The organism is Nonomuraea sp. NPDC054003, from assembly GCF_055585125.1.
Map to the genome: position 1 here is coordinate 1 of NZ_JBVJKR010000001.1, position 16,934 is coordinate 16,934.

Here is a 16,934-nt window from a genome sequence, read left to right on the forward strand (position 1 = left end):
TCCCGGTAGACGACCGGGTTGATAGGCCGGAGGTGGAAGCGCGGTAACGTGTGGAGCTGACCGGTACTAATAGGCCGAGGACTTGACCACAAAGCATTCTTTTTGAGTTTTGCTCGCGTCCACTAGGCAATTCTGAGACAGCAAACCCTGTGGTTTGTGTGTTTCGGAGGGTTACGGCGGTTATGGCGGGAAGGAAACACCCGGTTACATTCCGAACCCGGAAGTTAAGCTTCTCTGCGCCGATGGTACTGCACTCGGGAGGGTGTGGGAGAGTAGGTCACCGCCGGACAATTTTCATATGGGAAGGGCCCCGACACTAGTGTCGGGGCCTTTCCTTGTTTCGTGAGGGCCCCGAGGCTACGGCTTCGGAGTCTTCTCTGTTTCATCAAGGGCTTCGAGGCTGCGGCTTCGGGGCTTTTTGTTTATGGGGGTTTCGAGGCTTCGGCCTCGGGGCTTTTCTTGTGGTGAGCCCTGAGGCTATGGTTTCGGGGCTTTTCTTGTTTTCTGGGGCCTCGGCAAGCATGCCGAGGCCCTTTGCGTTTGTCGATGACAGCCTGTCAAGGAGGCGCAATGAGGCGAGATCGAGCGTTTCGGTCCGATCCACCGTCGGGGGGTTGTGAGTAAAGGGGTCGCGGTGGTCAGTAGGGTTGAGGGGTGGACTTTCGTGCGGTTGAACGCGCGATCTTGGAGCGCGGCGTCGAGTGGGATTTCGAGCCGACGCTCGACAGGATCGCGGCCCTTCTGGACCTGCTCGGCTCGCCTCAGCGGGCCTACCAGGTCATACACATCGCCGGCACGAACGGCAAGACCAGCACGGCGAGGTTGATCGAGAGCCTGCTGCGGGAGCGCAACCTCCGGGTGGGCCGTTTCACGAGCCCGCACCTGTCGTCGATGCGCGAGCGGATCACCGTCGACGGCGAGCCGCTCAGCGAGGAGCGCTTCGCCCAGGTCTATGAGGAGATCGAGCCCTTCGTAGAGCTGACCGACGCGCAGGGCGGGCGGCGCATCCAGTTCTTCGAGCTGCTGACCGCCATGGCGTTCGCGGCGTTCGCCGACACGCCGGTCGACGTGGCCGTGGTCGAGGCGGGCATGGGCGGCTCCTGGGACGCGACGAACGTCGCCGACGGCACGGTGGCGGTCGTGACGCCGATCTCGCTCGACCACACCGACAGGCTCGGCCCCGACATCCCGAGCATCTCCCAGGAGAAGGCCGGCATCATCAAGCCTGGCGCCACCGCCGTGTTCGCGCAGCAGGAGCTTGCCGCGGCCGAGGTGCTGATGCGGCGGGCCGCCGACGTGGGGGCGGTGGTGGCGCGCGAGGGCCTGGAGTTCGGGGTGCTCGGGCGTGAGGTCGCCATCGGCGGGCAGCTGATCACCTTCCGCGGGCTCAAGGGCGTGTACGACGACGTCTACCTGCCGCTCTACGGCGCCTACCAGGCGAGCAACGCCGCCTGCGCGCTGGCCGCGGTCGAGGCGCTGACCGGTGGCGACGACCCGCTCGACGTCGAGCTGGTGCGTGCGGCGTTCGCGCAGGCGTCCTCGCCGGGAAGGCTGGAGGTGGTGCGGCGCAACCCTACGGTGGTGCTGGACGCCGCGCACAACCCGGGCGGCATGCAGGCGACGCTCGACGCGATGCACGAGGCGTTCGACTTCCCCAAGGTCGTCGGCGTCGTGGCGGTCATGGCCGACAAGGACGTCGAAGGGCTGCTGGAGCTGCTGGAGCCGATGGTCGCCGAGGTCGTCGTCACCCGTAACTCGTCGCCGCGCTCGATGCCGGCCGCAGAGCTCGGGGCGCTGGCGGAGTCCGTCTTCGGCGAGGAGCGCGTGCACGTCACCGAGCGTCTCGACGACGCCATCGACCGGGCCATCGGCATCGCCGACGCGGATGGCGAGTTCGCCGGCACCGGCGTGCTGATCACCGGGTCGGTGGTCACGGTGGGTGACGCGCGGGTCCTGCTGAAGGCGGAGGGTGCGTGATGGGCTTGCTCGGCTTCCAGGTGACTCCTGGCATGCGGCGGCTGGGCGCGAGTGTGCTCGGCATGGAGGCGATCGTGGTCGGCCTCGCCACGCCGGTGATGATCACCATCGGCGGGATCACGCCCGCGCTGGCGGTGACCACCGGCATCGGCCTGGCCGTGTTCTGCGTCATCGCCACCGGGCTGCTCAAGCGGCCCATCGGTTACGTTCTCGGCAGCGTGGCGCAGGTGCTGGCGATCGCCATGGGGTTCCTCGTGCCGGCGATGTTCTTCCTCGGGACGATCTTCGCCGCGCTCTGGGTCACCGCGATTATCGTCGCTCGCCGTGTCGAGGGCGTGACTTCCCGCTAAAGTCGGGCGTCATGGCCGTCCCCCCGATTCATCGGTCCCCAGAGGCCGAGCCGCACGCAGGTCCGGCGCCTGTGCTCGACGCCGTGCTCGGTCTGCTCATCGTGGCCGCGCTGCCGCTGGCGATCGTCGCCATTCCCAATACCGTGTCCGTCGTCGCCGAGCTGCTGCCCGCCGGCATCGACCGGGTCGGGCTCATGCGCGCCCACGGGCTCGCCCTGCCGGCGATGATGCTGGCCGTGCCGCTCGCGGCCATGGCGTTGCGCCGGGTCAAGGCCGCCCACCTGCTCGTCGCGGGGCTGGCGCTGCTGGCCGTCGCCGACGCGGCCGGCGGCTACGCGGACTCGGCCTTCGTGGTCGGCGTGCTGCGGGTCGCCCACGGTGTCGGCGCCGGGCTGCTCGTGCCCGCCACGCTGGTCGCCGTGTGGGACCGGCCGCGGTGGCTGCGCGGCCTGTGGGCCGGCACGCTGGCGCTGAGCCTGCTCGGTGCCCAGGCGCTCGCGCTCTGGCCGCTCGCCGGAGCGACGGAGTGGCGGGTCACGCTGCAGCCCTATCCGCTGCTCAGCGGCATCGCGCTGGCGCTCGCCGCCGTGTATCTCATGCTCTGGTTGCTGCGCGGGCGGCCGTCCACGCCGGGCCCGCGGCCCGAGGAGCGCAGCCGCGTCCTGCTCGCGATCGTGCCCGCCGCCGGGGTGGCGGCCGTGGCCATCGGCGCCGCGAGCCAGGACTGGCACGGCGGGCTGATGATCACACTGGCGGCGCTCGCCATGGTGGGACTGCTCGCCCTGGCCTCCATCGGCGCCCGGGAGAGCCGTACGCTCGCGTACACCATGGTGGCGGTCGGCGTCGTGCTGCTGCCCAGCGTCGCCCAGGTGACGTATGTGGAGATGGGCGGCATGGGCGGGCCGGGGCTGAAGGGGCTGTGGGTCCCGTTCTGCGTCGCGGGCGTCCTGGGGGTGGTGGCGGCGGTCGCGGTGCGCGTGTCGGCCGCGTCCAGCCAGTGGCTCACGCAGCTCGGCCTGCTCGCCATGGTCGCCGGGCTGTGCTCGGTGCGCGTGCTGGTGCCCTCGGCGGAAGGACTGGTGCTGGTCGTGCCGTTCACGCTGCTCGCGGTCGGCGCGTCCGTGGCGCTGACGGCGGCGCTCGCCGACGTGGGGGCGGGGGCGGCCATGTTCGGCCTGGCGCTCTGCTTCCCCGGCGTGCTGGCCGGCTACCTTCTGGGCACCGGGATGCAGAAGACGCTGCTCGACCAGAGTTCGAGGCAGGAGTTCGTCGACAGCTACGTCGGTGTTCTGCATCTCTGGGCGCTGGTCGGGGGGTTCCTGGCCGTGGCCGTGATCGTCCTGGTGTCCGTCATGTCGCGCCGGGCGCCGGCGGCGGACGGCGGGGCCGGCGCGGCGATCCGTACGACGCCGGCGGAGGACGGGCAGGCGGGCGGGGGCGGTGAGATGCCGCCGGTGCCGCCGCCCGCGCAGTCGCCCGAGGGCGGGGCCTGAGCCGCCGGGAAACGAGGTGACCGGCGTGGGGCGGTAAGCTGTGCCGCAGCTTCGCGATGGCCTGTGCGGCGGAGCATCCCGGGCCAGGCCGTGCTCGTAGCCCGCATCCGCGACCCAGTTCGAAGGAGAACCCGAAGTGTCCGAGCGCACTCTTGTCCTGATCAAGCCCGATGGGGTGAAGCGCGGCCTGATCGGTGACGTGATCGCCCGCATGGAGCGCAAGGGCCTCAAGGTCGTGGCGATGGACCTGCGCACCCTCGACGTCGAGACCGCCAAGGCCCACTACGCCGAGCACTCCGAGAGGCCGTTCTTCGGCGAGCTCGTCGAGTTCATCACCTCCGGGCCGCTGGTGGCGCTGGTGGCCGAGGGTCACCGCGCCGTCGAGGCGTTCCGTTCGCTGGCGGGGCTCACCGACCCGGTGAAGTCGCCTCCCGGCACGATCCGCGGCGACCACGCCCTGGAGATCGGCGAGAACGTCGTCCACGGCTCCGACTCGCTCGAGTCGGCCGCGCGGGAGATCAAGATCTTCTTCCCCGACCGGTTCTGAGGTCCACGGCTCGCCCGAGTGCCCGCAGGCTCTGAAGCCTCGCGGGCATTCGTCGTTTACGGGGCCTACCCGAGGACGCGGGTGGTAGCGCGCAATCCGGGCAAAATCGCGGTGCGCGCAGGGACTTGAGATTTTTGTGGGGCGCACGGGCTCAGTGTGCGGGCAGGTGGGTACGTCACGTTACGATTCGAATTCAGTCCGTAGTCATAGCGGCATTGGATTCGGTCGTGAGTCCTTAGTCCTTTGCGAACGTCACGGGAAGGCTCCGTTCCCCATGGGTAGCAAGCTCGCCTTTCTCGGCCGTGACATGGCGGTCGACCTCGGCACCGCCAACACGCTGGTGTACGTGCGCGGCCGCGGCATCGTGCTCAGCGAGCCGTCGGTCGTCGCCATCAACACCGCCACGGAGAAGATCGTCGCCGTGGGCATCGAGGCCAAACGCATGATCGGCCGTACGCCCGGCAACATCGTGGCGGTCCGCCCGCTCAAGGACGGGGTGATCGCGGACTTCGAGGTCACCGAGCGGATGTTGCGATATTTCCTCCAACGCGCGCATAAACGCCGCCATCTCTCCAAACCGCGCATCATCATCGCGGTGCCCAGCGGCATCACCGGCGTCGAGCAGCGGGCCGTCAAGGAGGCGGGCTACCAGGCCGGGGCGCGCAAGGTCTACATCGTCGAGGAGCCGATGGCGGCGGCGATCGGGGCCGGGCTGCCGGTGCACGAGCCCACCGGCAACATGGTCGTCGACATCGGCGGCGGCACCACCGAGGTGGCGATCATCTCCATGGGCGGCGTGGTCACCAGCAAGTCCATCAGAGTCGGCGGCGACGAGCTGGACCAGGCGGTGATCACGTACGTCAAGAAGGAGTTCTCGCTCATGCTCGGCGAGCGCACCGCCGAGGAGATCAAGATGACGATCGGCTCGGCCTGGGCCGACGGCGAGGAGGCGCACGCCGAGGTGCGCGGCCGTGACCTGGTCAGCGGCATGCCGAAGACGATCATCGTGTCGGCCGAGGAGATCCGCAAGGCCATCGAGGAGCCGGTCAACGCCATCGCCGACGCGGTCAGGTCGACTCTCGACCTGTGCCCGCCGGAGCTGTCCGGCGACCTGATGGACCGGGGGCTGGCCCTGACCGGCGGCGGCGCGCTGCTCAAGGGCCTGGACGAACGGCTCAGGCAGGAAACGGGCATGCCCGTACACCTGGTGGAGAACGCCCTCGACTCGGTCGCGCTGGGCACCGGCCGGTGCGTGGAGGACTTCGAGGCGCTGCAGCAGGTCCTGGTTCCGGAGTCGCGGCGCTGATGAGGGACTCGCGCCAGGCACGGCTGATCCTGGGAACTCTTCTGGCGGCGGCGCTGGTCATCCTGACCGTCGACCACAGGGCGGGGGAGGGCTCGCCGCTGGAGCCGCTGCGCGCGGCCGGCTCGTGGGTGTTCGGCACGGCCGAGCAGGCGGGGGCGACGGTGTTCGGGCCGGTCACCGGATTCGTCGAGGCCCTCGCCGGGGCTCCCGCCGCCCAGGAGAGCATCGCCAGGCTCCGCCGCGAGAACGCGCGGCTCCGTGCCGATCTGGCCGCCGGCAAGGTCGACACCATGCGGTCCGCGGAGCTGAAACGGATGCTCGGGCTGGCCTCGCTCGGCGGCTACAAGGTGGTGCCGGCCAACGTGATCGCCAGGCGCGGCCAGCCCGGGTTCGAGGAGGCGGTCGAGCTCGACGCCGGCACCGACGACGGCGTCCGCGCCGACATGACCGTGATCAACGGCGACGGGCTGGTCGGCCGGGTCGTGCACGCGAGCCCGCGCACGTCGAGCGTGGTGCTGCTGAGCGATCCCGCCTCGGCGGCCGGCGCCCGCCTGGAGCAGGGCCGGGAGATCGGCGTGGTGCACGGCGTGGGAGAGCACGGCCGGCTGCTGCGCTTCCAGCTTCTCGACGCGACGGCGCCCGTGCTGCGGGGCTCGCGCCTGGTCAGCTTCGGCTCGCACCGGGGCGCGCCGTACGTGCCCGGGGTGCCGATCGGGGTGGTCGAGCGGGTGGAGCCGGCGTCGGGCGAGCTGACGAGGACCGCGTACGCGCGCCCGTACGCGGACATGACCGCGCTGGACGTGGTCGGCGTGGTGGTGCAGCCGCCCGCGCGCGACCCGAGAGACGCGGTGCTGCCGCGGAGGGAGGGGACGCGATGACGGCTGTCGTGGCCGTGGTGGTGGCGCTGCTGGTGCAGTTCGTCCTGGTGAACCGGCTGCGCCTGCCGGCCGGGGGAGCGCCCGACCTGGTGCTGCTGGCGGTCGTGGGGGCCGCCCTGGCGCGCGGGCCCGCCGCCGGGGCGGTGCTCGGGTTCGGGGCTGGGCTGCTCGTCGATCTCGCGCCGCCGACGGCGCACGTGGCGGGGCTGTACGCGTTCGTGTTCGCGCTGGTGGGCTACCTGGCCGGGCGGGGCGTGGGCAACAAGGTCGTCACCGTCGTGCTGTGCGTGCTGCTCGCGCCGCTGCTGGCCGCGGCAGTGAGCGGGCTGCTGTCCGACCCGCGGGTCACGGTCTCGACGCTCACCCAGCAGGTCCCGGTGACCGTGGCCTGCACGCTCATCGTCGCCCCCGTGGTGGTCTGGCTGGCTTCGCGTGGCGCGCGGGAGAGGCACATGCTGTGAACCGCATGCGGACCCGGCTGCTCGTGGTGCAGGTGCTCGTGCTGGTGCTGCTCGCGGCGCTCGCCGTGCGGCTCTGGCAGGTGCAGGTCGTACGCGGCCCCGAGTTCGTCAACCGGGCGACCGAGACCCGCACCAGGACCGTCATCGTGCCCGCGGTGCGCGGACAGATCCTCGACTCCTCGGGCCGCCCGCTGGTGCGCAACAAGTCCCGGCTGGTCGTCTCGGTCGACCGCAACAGGCTGGTGCGGATGCGCGACAGCGGGGTCAAGGTGCTGGGCAAGCTGTCGGAGGTGCTCAGCCGGCCCGTCTCGCAGCTGCAGAGGCGGATCACGCCCTGCGGTCCCGACGTGCCCAAGCCGTGCTGGACCGGCTCCCCGTACCAACCCGTGCCGCTCGACGAGAAGGTCGACACCCGCGAGGCGCTGCAGATCCTGGAGCAGCAGGAGAAGTTCCCCGCGGTGTCGGCGGAGATCCAGGCCATCAGGGAGTATCCCCTGGGTGAGGCCGGGGCGCAGATGTTCGGCTACCTGTCCCCGGTGACCGAGGCGGAGCTGGAGAAGCGGGTCGGGCTGAAGGCCACCTTCTCGGGCGTCGACCTGGCCGGGCGCGACGGCCTGGAGTACTTCTACGACGAGGAGCTGCGCGGCAAGGCCGGCATCCGCAGGGTGCAGGTCGACCGGATGGGCAAGCCGCTCGGGGTGGAGAAGGAGGTGCCGTCCGTCGCCGGCCACCACCTGGTGACCAGCATCGACGCGCGCATCCAGGCGGTCACCGAGCGGGCGCTGCAGAAGGCGATGAAGTCCGCGCCGGCCGCCGACGGGGGCGCGGCGGTGGTGCTCGACGCGCGCACCTCGCGGGTGCTCGCGATGTCCAGCGCGCCCGGTTACAACCCGTCCGTGTGGGCGGGCGGCATCTCCGCGCGCACCTACCGCCACCTGCTGTCGGAGAAGTCCGGCAAGCCGCTGACGTCGCGGGCGATCAACGGCCAGTTCGCGCCCGGCTCGACGTTCAAGGTGTCGTCCGTGGCCTCGATGCTGCGGGCCGGATACCCGCTCGACGGCCAGTACAGTTGCCCCGGCTCCGTCATGATCGGCGACCGTGCCTTCAACGGCTTCCGCGGCATCCCGCTCGGCACGCTCACCCTCCACACGGCGCTGGTGAAGTCGTGCGACACGATCTTCTACAAGGCCGCGTACGACCAGTACCTGAAGGACGGCGGGCGGACGCCGAAGAAGCACGTCGCCGAGGTGTTCGCCAACACCGCCAGGAAGTTCGGGTTCGGCGCGCCCACCGGTGTCGACCTGCCGGGCGAGTCGCACGGGCGCATCCCCGACCGCCGCTGGAAGAAGGAGAGCTGGGCGCTGACCAGCGGCGAGAACTGCAAGCGGGCGCAGACCGGCTATCCCGAGGTCAAGGACGGCGCCCGGGCGGCGTTCCTCAAGCGGCTGGCGCACGAGAACTGCGCCGAGGGGTTCATCCTGCGGCCGGGCGACTCGGCCAACTTCAGCATCGGTCAGGGGGACGTGCTGGTGACGCCGCTGCAGCTGGCTCGCGCGTACGCGGCGCTCGCCACCGACGGCAAGGTGCGCAGCCCGCGGATCGGCTGGGCGATGGTGCGGCCGGACGGGAAGGTGGTCAAGACCATTCCCGTGCCTGTCGTCGGCAGGCTCCCGGTGACGGAGAAGGAACGGCGCTACATCAAGAACGCGCTCAGCCAGGTCCCCTCCGACGGCACCGCGGCCGGGGCCTTCGCCGGTTTCCCCATGGACCAGGTGGCGATCGGCGGCAAGACGGGCACGGCGGAGGTGTGGGGCAAGCAGGACACCTCCTGGTTCGCCTCGTTCGCGCCGACCCGTAACCCGCGGTTCGTCGTGGTCGTCATGGTCTCCCAGGGCGGGTTCGGCGCGGAGACCGCCGCTCCCGCCGCCCGTGAGATCTACGAGGGCATCTTCGGCATCAAACGGCCGGCCGCGGTGCGGGATGGCAAGCCGGTGTCGGAGCTGCCGACGTTCCGGCCCGACGGGACGGTGGTGCCAGGATGACCGGTGGTGCGCTGGCGGCGGGGCGGCGGCCGTTCACCCGCAGGGTGTTCGGGCCGGAGTCGGCGGTGTGGCGGCTGGACGTGGTGATGCTGGTCGCCGTGGCCGCGCTGCTGGTCCTCGGCTCCCTGCTCGTCTGGTCGTCCACGCGGACGTGGGCGCCCGGCTCCACAGGGCTGCTGTGGAAGCACCTGCTGAACCAGGTGATCGGGGTGGCTCTGTGCCTCGCGGTCGCGATGACCGACTACCGGGCGGTGCGGGCGTACGCGCCGGTGGTCTACCTGGTCTCGCTCGTTGGGCTGGGGCTCGTGCTGACTCCTCTGGGCGCGACCATCAACGGGTCCCACTCGTGGATCCTGCTCGGCGGCGGATTCGCGGTGCAGCCGTCGGAGTTCGCCAAGGTCGGCCTGGTGCTGATCACGTCCATGCTGCTGGCCCAGCCGGTCGAGGGCACCGACCGGCCGCGCGGCCTGGACGTGCTGCTGGCGCTGGTGGCCGCCGGGATCACGCTGGTGCTGGTGATGCTCCAGCCCGACCTCGGCACCGCGCTCGTGCTGGCCGCCGTCACGGCCTCCGCCATGATCATCTCTGGGGTGCGCAAGCGGCTGATCGCCCTGTTCACGCTCATCGGCGCCGCCGGGATCTTCTGCGTCTTCTTCTTCGACGTGCTGGAGCCCTACCAGGTGGCCCGGTTCACCGCGTTCGTCGATCCGAGCGTCGACCCGCGCGGCGTCGGCTACAACAGCACCCAGTCGCTGATCGCGATCGGCTCCGGGCAGCTGTTCGGCAAAGGGCTGCTCGGGGGCGGGCAGACCACCGGCCGGTTCGTGCCGGAGCAGCACACCGACTTCATCTTCACCGTGGCGGGCGAGGAGTTCGGCTTCCTCGGCTCGGTCACCCTGGTGGCGCTGCTCGGCCTGGTGCTGCTGCGCGGGCTGTGGATCGCGCGGCACTGCAAGGACCGGTTCGGCACGCTGATGGCGGGCACGATCGTGTGCTGGTTCACCTTCCAGATGTTCGTGAACGTCGGCATGACCATCGGCATCATGCCCATCACCGGGCTGCCGCTGCCGTTCGTCTCCTACGGCGGCACCTCCACCTTCGCCAACCTCATCGGGGTCGGGTTGCTGCAGGCCATCCACGTGAGGCAGCGTGCGTTCGGCTGAACGGCCAGGCGCCGCTACCCTGGGTCGTATGACTGCGGAGTCGATTTTCCCTCGCCTGGAACCGCTGCTGCCCAAGGTGCAGAAGCCGATCCAGTACGTCGGGGGTGAGCTCAACTCGACGGTCAAGGAGTGGGACTCCGCCGACGTGCGCTGGGCGCTGATGTACCCCGACGCCTACGAGGTGGGGCTGCCCAACCAGGGCGTGGCCATCCTGTACGAGATCCTCAACGAGCTGCCCGCGACCCTGGCCGAGCGCACCTACGCGGTCTGGCCGGATCTCGAGGCGCTCATGCGGGCCGAGGGCGTGCCGCAGTTCACCGTCGACGCCCACCGGCCGGTGCGCGCGTTCGACGTGTTCGGCGTCTCCTTCTCGACCGAGCTCGGCTACACCAACATGCTGACCGCGCTCGACCTGGCCGGGATCCCGCTCGTGGCCGCCGAGCGCGGCGACGACGACCCGATCGTGCTCGCGGGCGGCCACGCAGCCTTCAACCCCGAGCCGATCGCCGACTTCCTCGACGCGGCCGTGCTCGGCGACGGCGAGCAGATCGCGATCGCCATCACCGAGGTCATCCGCGAGTGGAAGGACGAGGGCAGGCCCGGCGGGCGCGACGAGCTGCTCATGCGCCTGGCCGAGTCCGGCGGCGTCTACGTGCCCAAGTTCTACGACGTCGACTACCACCCCGACGGCCGCATCAAGCGGGTCGCGCCCAACCGTCCCGACGTGCCGTGGCGGGTCCACAAGCACACCGTCATGGACCTCGACGAGTGGCCCTACCCGAAGAAGCCGCTGGTGCCGCTGGCCGAGACCGTGCACGAACGCTTCAGCGTGGAGATCTTCCGCGGCTGCACCCGCGGCTGCCGGTTCTGCCAGGCCGGCATGATCACCCGTCCGGTGCGGGAGCGGTCGATCACCACGGTCGGCGCCATGGTGAAGCAGGGCATCGAGGAGTCCGGCTTCAACGAGGTCGGGCTGCTGTCGCTGTCGTCCGCCGACCACAGCGAGATCGGCGACCTGGCCAAGGGCCTGGCCGACCGCTACGAAGGCACCAACACCTCGCTGTCGCTGCCCTCGACCCGGGTCGATGCGTTCAACATCGACCTGGCCAACGAGTTCTCCCGCAACGGGCGGCGCTCCGGCCTCACCTTCGCCCCCGAGGGCGGCTCCGAGCGCATGCGCAAGGTGATCAACAAGATGGTCACCGAGGAAGACCTCATCCGCACCGTCACCGCCGCCTACTCCCAGGGCTGGCGGCAGGTGAAGCTCTACTTCATGTGCGGGCTGCCCACCGAGACCGACGAGGACGTGCTCGGCATCGCCGACCTGGCCAAGAAGGTCATCAAGGCGGGCCGCGAGGCCACCGGGTCGCGCGACATCCGCTGCACCGTCTCCATCGGCGGCTTCGTGCCCAAGCCGCACACCCCGTTCCAGTGGGCGGGCCAGGCCGACCACGAGACCGTCGACCGGCGGCTCAAGGCGCTGCGCGACTCGCTGCGCCGCGACAAGGAGTACGGCCGGGCCATCGGCTACCGCTACCACGACGGCAAGCCGTCCATCGTGGAGGGCCTGCTGTCGCGCGGCGACCGCCGGGTCGGCGCCGTCATCCGCGCGGTCTGGGAAGACGGCGGCCGCTTCGACGGCTGGAGCGAGCACTTCTCCTACGAACGATGGATGGCCGCCGCCGAGCGGGCCGGCGTCGACGTCGACTGGTACACCACGCGCGAGCGCGAGGAGAACGAGGTCCTGCCCTGGGACCACCTCGACGCCGGGCTCGACCGCGAGTGGCTCTGGCAGGACTGGCAGGACGCCGTCTCGGGCGGCGAGGTCGAAGACTGCCGCTGGACCCCGTGCTACGACTGCGGCGTCTGCCCCACCATGGGCACCGAGATTCAGATCGGTCCGACGGGCCGCAAACTCCTTCCGCTCACGGTCGTCTGACGACGCGCCGGGTGCGCGGCCGGTGTCTCGCCGTACATGATCCTGTACACGCGGGTGCCCGGGCGGCTTATCCTGAGAGAAGAAACTCTTACAAGGGAAGGACGACAAGGCACTGAAACCTGTTCCCGACGGGCCACCGCCCGCGCCCACGGTGCAGCGCCTGCGTGTGCGCTACGCCAAGCGCGGACGCCTGCGCTTCACCAGCCACCGCGACATCTCGCGGGCCGTCGAGCGTGCGGTCCGTCGTGCCGGTATTCCGGTGGCCTACAGTGCGGGCTTCTCGCCACATCCGAAGATCTCCTACGCGGGAGCAGCGCCGACCGGCGTTGCCAGCGAAGCCGAATACCTCGAGATCGGCGTCACCACGCCGTGCGATCCCCGGCAGGTCAAGACCGACCTCGACGGATCGCTGCCGCCGGGCCTTGACGTGCTCGACGTCGTCGAGGCCGGCCCCGGCGCGCTGGCCGACCGCCTGGAGGTCTCCGAGTGGGAGGTGCGGCTGCCCGGCGCCGACCGCGAGCACGCCGAAGAGGCGGTGCAGAAGTTCCTCGCGGCCGGCCACGTGGAGGTCGAGCGCCTCACCAAGAAGGGGCCGCGGCGCTTCGACGCGCGCGAGGCCGTGCTGAGGCTCACGGTGCCGGAGGGAACAGGGAGAACAGCAGCTCAGGTGCCCGGACAGTCGTGTGTCATACTGCGCATGGTTGTTCGGCACATGACTCCTGCCGTTCGACCCGACGATGTGCTCACAGGGCTGCGCCTTGTGGCCGACTTCGCGCCGCCGGTCCCCCCCGAGGTGACCAGGCTGGCGCAGGGGCCACTCGACGCCGGCACCGGTGCACTTGCCGACCCGCTCGACCTGGACCGCGATACGACGCGCGGCGGCGAGGCGGGACCGGCGGGTGAGCACGTCGCCGGTTAAGGGGAGCGCCCCATGGGGTGTGACCGGCAGACAGGACTTGGCGCCACGCCTCCGGGTGTGGCGGACAACGAGACACGATGCTCCTGCGCGGCGCGGCGACGCGCCCGGGGGCTGACGGGAGAGCGCCCGCATGCTCGACGAGAACGAGCCCAACGCCGGGGCCAATGGCCCTGACGGGGAGACAACAGAACAGTCCCAGGTGACCAGGCGCCGCGGCGCGGCCAAGAGGCCGGCGGGGCCCCCGCCGGAGATCCCTGAGGAGAAGCCCTCCGCCCCGGTCACCGTCCCGGCCGCCCAGGCCGCGCCGTCGGTGACCGAAGGGCGGCCGCTGCCCAGTGTGGCGGCGCAACGCGCGGCCGGAGAGCCCGGCGAGGTCGTCGCCGCGCCGGCTCCGGTGAGCCCGGCCGAGGAGGCGGCGGCCGCCGCCGTCGAGGAGGCCAAGCCCAAGCGCACCACGCGGACCCGGTCGACGGCCACGACGACCCGGCGCCGCAAGAAGACCGCCGACGAGGCGGAGACCGGTGCGTCCGGCGTCCCCGAGACCCCGGACGCGGCCGTCGGCGCCCCCGACGCCCAGGTGCCCGCCAACGGCGCTGAGGCGGCCCGTGGCGAGTCGGTCGCGGCCTCCGGCACCGAGACCCCTGGCGTGGCTGAGCTGAGCGGGGCCGCGGTCTCCGGCGCCGGTGCGCCGGGCGAGGCCGCCGAGCCGGAAGCGCCCGCGAAGCGGCGCCGGTCCCGTAAGAAGGCCGAGCCGGAGATCGAGGCGGGAGAGCCCGCTGCGACGGGCGCTGACCGCGCGGGCACCGCTACGGCGGGTGCCGACCGCGCGGGTGCCGCTACGGCGGGAGCTGACCGTACGGGTGCCACTGCGGCGGGTGCCGACCGCGCGGGCACCGCTGCGGCGGGCGCTGCTCGTACCGGTGCCGACCGTGCGGGCGCTGCTCGTACGGGTGAGGTCCGTGACGACGCTGCCCGTGCGGGTGGTGCCGGGGTCGAGTCCGCTGAGTCGCGCGTCGAGCCGGGTGTGGCCGCGCAGGTGGCCGCGGGGGCCGGGGAGGCCGCGGCAGAGCGTGACGGGTCCGCCGACGAGCAGGAGGAGATTCTCGAGATCCTGCCCGAGGACGAGCCGCTCGACGACGAGCCCGCCGGGGAGGACCTCGACGAGGACGACATCAAGGTCAACCTGCTGGCCGACCCGTTCGGGCTGGCCGCCCGCAGGCGGGACGAGGCCGGAGGTTCCGCCTTCCGGCGCCCGGCGGCCATCTTCGCGCCGCTGTTCCAGGCGCCCGACCCCACGCAGGCGCAGCCCGTACGGCCGGTGGAGCCGGAGCCCGAGCCTGAGGTGGAGGCGCACGACGAGAGCGCCGAGGTCACCGCCGAGGACGACACCGACATCGACACCGACGGCGACGCCGACACCTCCGACGACCAGGAGGAGACCGGTGGCCGGCGCCGTCGCCGCAGGCGCGGCGGGCGCGGGCGCGGCAAGTCACGCGAGCGTGACGAGAACGACGAGGGCGACGACTCCGACGACTCCGACGAGGAGGGCCAGGAGGAGGCGTCCGAGGAGTCCCAGGACGAGTCCGGCTCCAGCTCGCGCCGTCGCCGTCGCCGTCGCCGCCGCGGCGCTGACGACGACACGGCCGACACGACGCCCGACGACCCGCCGAACACGGTGGTGCGCATCCGCGCCCCGCGCTCCGGCCGGGCGGCCGCCCACGACACCTCCGCCGACGGCGTGCAGAGCGTGCGCGGCTCCACCCGCCTGGAAGCCAAGAAGCAGCGCCGGCGCGAGGGCCGCGAGCTGGGCCGCCGGCGTCCGCCGATCATCACCGAGTCGGAGTTCCTGGCCCGCCGTGAGTCCGTCGACCGGATGATGGTGGTGCGGCGCCAGGGCGACCGCACACAGATCGCGGTGCTGGAGGACGGCATCCTCGTCGAGCACTACGTCAACCGCGAGGCCAGCCAGTCCTACGTCGGCAACGTCTACCTCGGCAAGGTGCAGAACGTTCTGCCGTCGATGGAGGCCGCGTTCGTCGACGTCGGCAAGGGGCGCAACGCCGTCCTGTACGCGGGCGAGGTCAACTTCGACACCGCCGGCCTGGAGGGTCAGCCCAAGCGGATCGAGTCGGCGCTGAAGTCCGGCCAGTCGGTGCTGGTGCAGGTCACCAAGGACCCGATCGGCCACAAGGGCGCCCGGCTGACCTCGCAGATCAGCCTGCCCGGCCGCTACCTGGTGTACGTGCCCGACGGGTCGATGACCGGCATCAGCCGCAAGCTCCCCGACAAGGAGCGCACCCGGCTCAAGAGCATCCTGAAGAAGGTCATGCCGGAGAACGCCGGCGTGATCGTCCGTACGGCCGCCGAGGGGGCCTCGGAGGAGGAGCTGGCCCGCGACGTCGCCCGCCTGTCGGCGCAGTGGGAGAACATCCGCAAGAAGGCCAAGTCGGCCAGCCCGCCCGAGCTGCTCTCGGCCGAGCCCGACCTGACCATCCGGGTGGTGCGCGACGTCTTCAACGAGGACTTCAGCTCGCTGGTCGTGCAGGGCGAGGACGCCTGGGAGACGGTCGACGAGTACGTCAAGTACGTCGCGCCGCACCTGGCCGAGCGGCTGACGAAGTGGGACGGCGGCCAGGGCGACGTGTTCGAGTCGTACCGGATCGACGAGCAGCTCGCCAAGGCGATGGAGCGCAAGGTGTGGCTGCCGAGCGGCGGCTCGCTGGTGATCGACCGGACCGAGGCGATGACCGTCGTCGACGTCAACACCGGCAAGTTCACCGGCCAGGGCGGCAACCTCGAGGAGACCGTCACTCGCAACAACCTGGAGGCGGCCGAGGAGATCGTGCGCCAGCTCCGGCTGCGCGACATCGGCGGCATCATCGTGATCGACTTCATCGACATGGTGCTGGAGTCCAACCGCGACCTGGTGCTGCGGCGCATGCTGGAGTGCCTGGCCCGCGACCGGACCAAGCACCAGGTGGCCGAGGTGACCTCGCTGGGGCTGGTCCAGATGACCCGTAAGCGGGTCGGTCAGGGCCTGCTGGAGGCGTTCTCGACGCCGTGCGACTGCTGCAACGGTCGGGGCCTGATCGTCTCCACGGAGCCGGTCGAGAGCAAGCCGGAGCCGCGCGGCACGCAGGGCAAGATGGCGGTCGAGAAGGCGGTCTCCGACAAGATGGGCGACAAGGTCTCCGCGGCCAAGGACACGGGGAACCGTGATACGGTGACCGGTGCGCTTGACGATGTCCCGCATGAGGACGACCACGGCGGCCAGTCTTCCGGCAGGGGGCGGCGACGTTCCCGCCGAGCCAAGTCCGCCGAGTGACCGCTTGGCGGGCGATCCGATGAATCGTCCGGTTCGCCAGGGGCACGGATCATCCGGTACCCTAGTGGATCGGTGCGCTAGGTGGCGTGCCCTGTTGGCGCGCCCCTCGGTTCGTCGGTTTCGGACGAGCCGGAGGTCGGGCGCAGCATTCGGAGGCAGCGGTCGTCCCGCTCGGGGCGCCGGTGTATCGACAACAGCTAGTCAGTAGAAGGGTTCCGCGGTGTACGCGATCGTTCGTTGCGGCGGCAGGCAGCAGAAGGTCTCCGTCGGTGACGTCCTCGAGGTGGACAAGGTCGCCGGCGAGGTCGGCTCTTCGGTTTCGCTGCCGACGGTGCTCGTCGTCAACGACGGCGATGTGACCACGGAGGCGGGCCGGTTCACGGTCAACGCCGAGATCCTCGGTGAGACCAAGGGTCCGAAGATCCGCATTCTCAAGTACAAGAACAAGACCGGTTACAAGAAGCGCCAGGGTCACCGTCAGCGGTACACCCAGGTGAAGATCACCGGTATCGACCAGGCCTGATCGGGAGTTTG

The 16,934-nt window shown here is 70.9% G+C and carries 13 protein-coding genes and 2 rRNA genes; all 15 read left to right on the forward strand.

The annotated features are described in order from the left end of the window. Positions 1-90: ribosomal RNA gene (locus ACZ6YG_RS00005) — 23S ribosomal RNA — on the forward strand; the annotation flags it as partial. An 82-nt stretch (positions 91-172) separates the two neighbouring features. Then, positions 173-289, forward strand: a 5S ribosomal RNA gene (rrf, locus tag ACZ6YG_RS00010). 365 nt (positions 290-654) lie between these two features. Then, on the forward strand, positions 655-1,977 hold the full coding sequence (locus ACZ6YG_RS00015) for a bifunctional folylpolyglutamate synthase/dihydrofolate synthase (protein WP_466016761.1): 1,323 nt from the start codon (positions 655-657) through the stop codon (positions 1,975-1,977). Further along, entirely contained in the window at positions 1,977-2,327 is a 351-nt protein-coding gene (locus ACZ6YG_RS00020) for a DUF4233 domain-containing protein (protein ID WP_219552603.1), read from the forward strand. Before ACZ6YG_RS00015 ends, ACZ6YG_RS00020 begins: the two co-directional genes overlap by 1 nt. A gap of 83 nt (positions 2,328-2,410) precedes the next feature. Continuing rightward, positions 2,411-3,820, forward strand: coding sequence for a hypothetical protein (locus ACZ6YG_RS00025; protein ID WP_466016762.1), 1,410 nt, complete (start codon positions 2,411-2,413; stop codon positions 3,818-3,820). Between the two features lie 136 nt (positions 3,821-3,956). Further along, positions 3,957-4,367, forward strand: coding sequence for a nucleoside-diphosphate kinase (ndk, locus tag ACZ6YG_RS00030; RefSeq protein ID WP_466016763.1), 411 nt, complete (start codon positions 3,957-3,959; stop codon positions 4,365-4,367). A 274-nt stretch (positions 4,368-4,641) separates the two neighbouring features. Then, on the forward strand, positions 4,642-5,673 hold the full coding sequence (mreB, locus tag ACZ6YG_RS00035; RefSeq protein WP_219552595.1) for a rod shape-determining protein: 1,032 nt from the start codon (positions 4,642-4,644) through the stop codon (positions 5,671-5,673). Continuing rightward, positions 5,673-6,551 carry a rod shape-determining protein MreC gene (gene mreC / locus ACZ6YG_RS00040; protein ID WP_466016764.1) on the forward strand — a complete coding sequence of 293 codons (879 nt, stop codon included), beginning with the start codon at positions 5,673-5,675 and terminating at the stop codon, positions 6,549-6,551. Before mreB ends, mreC begins: the two co-directional genes overlap by 1 nt. Next, complete coding sequence (mreD, locus tag ACZ6YG_RS00045) at positions 6,548-7,012, forward strand: rod shape-determining protein MreD (RefSeq protein ID WP_148029972.1); 465 nt, start codon at positions 6,548-6,550, stop codon at positions 7,010-7,012. The genes mreC and mreD overlap by 4 nt, the downstream gene beginning before the upstream one ends. A 5-nt stretch (positions 7,013-7,017) precedes the next feature. Beyond that, complete coding sequence (gene mrdA, locus ACZ6YG_RS00050; protein ID WP_364236643.1) at positions 7,018-9,054, forward strand: penicillin-binding protein 2; 2,037 nt, start codon at positions 7,018-7,020, stop codon at positions 9,052-9,054. Then, complete coding sequence (gene rodA / locus ACZ6YG_RS00055; protein ID WP_219548655.1) at positions 9,051-10,217, forward strand: rod shape-determining protein RodA; 1,167 nt, start codon at positions 9,051-9,053, stop codon at positions 10,215-10,217. Before mrdA ends, rodA begins: the two co-directional genes overlap by 4 nt. Positions 10,218-10,245: 28 nt before the next feature. Continuing rightward, complete coding sequence (locus ACZ6YG_RS00060) at positions 10,246-12,156, forward strand: TIGR03960 family B12-binding radical SAM protein (RefSeq protein WP_148029975.1); 1,911 nt, start codon at positions 10,246-10,248, stop codon at positions 12,154-12,156. A gap of 166 nt (positions 12,157-12,322) precedes the next feature. Then, complete coding sequence (locus ACZ6YG_RS00065) at positions 12,323-13,075, forward strand: TIGR03936 family radical SAM-associated protein (RefSeq protein WP_261808373.1); 753 nt, start codon at positions 12,323-12,325, stop codon at positions 13,073-13,075. A 130-nt stretch (positions 13,076-13,205) separates the two neighbouring features. Continuing rightward, positions 13,206-16,400, forward strand: a complete 3,195-nt coding sequence (locus ACZ6YG_RS00070; protein WP_466016765.1) for an Rne/Rng family ribonuclease — start codon at positions 13,206-13,208, stop codon at positions 16,398-16,400. A 220-nt stretch (positions 16,401-16,620) separates the two neighbouring features. Beyond that, positions 16,621-16,923, forward strand: coding sequence for a 50S ribosomal protein L21 (rplU, locus tag ACZ6YG_RS00075; RefSeq protein ID WP_148029977.1), 303 nt, complete (start codon positions 16,621-16,623; stop codon positions 16,921-16,923). Positions 16,924-16,934: the final 11 nt, after the last annotated feature.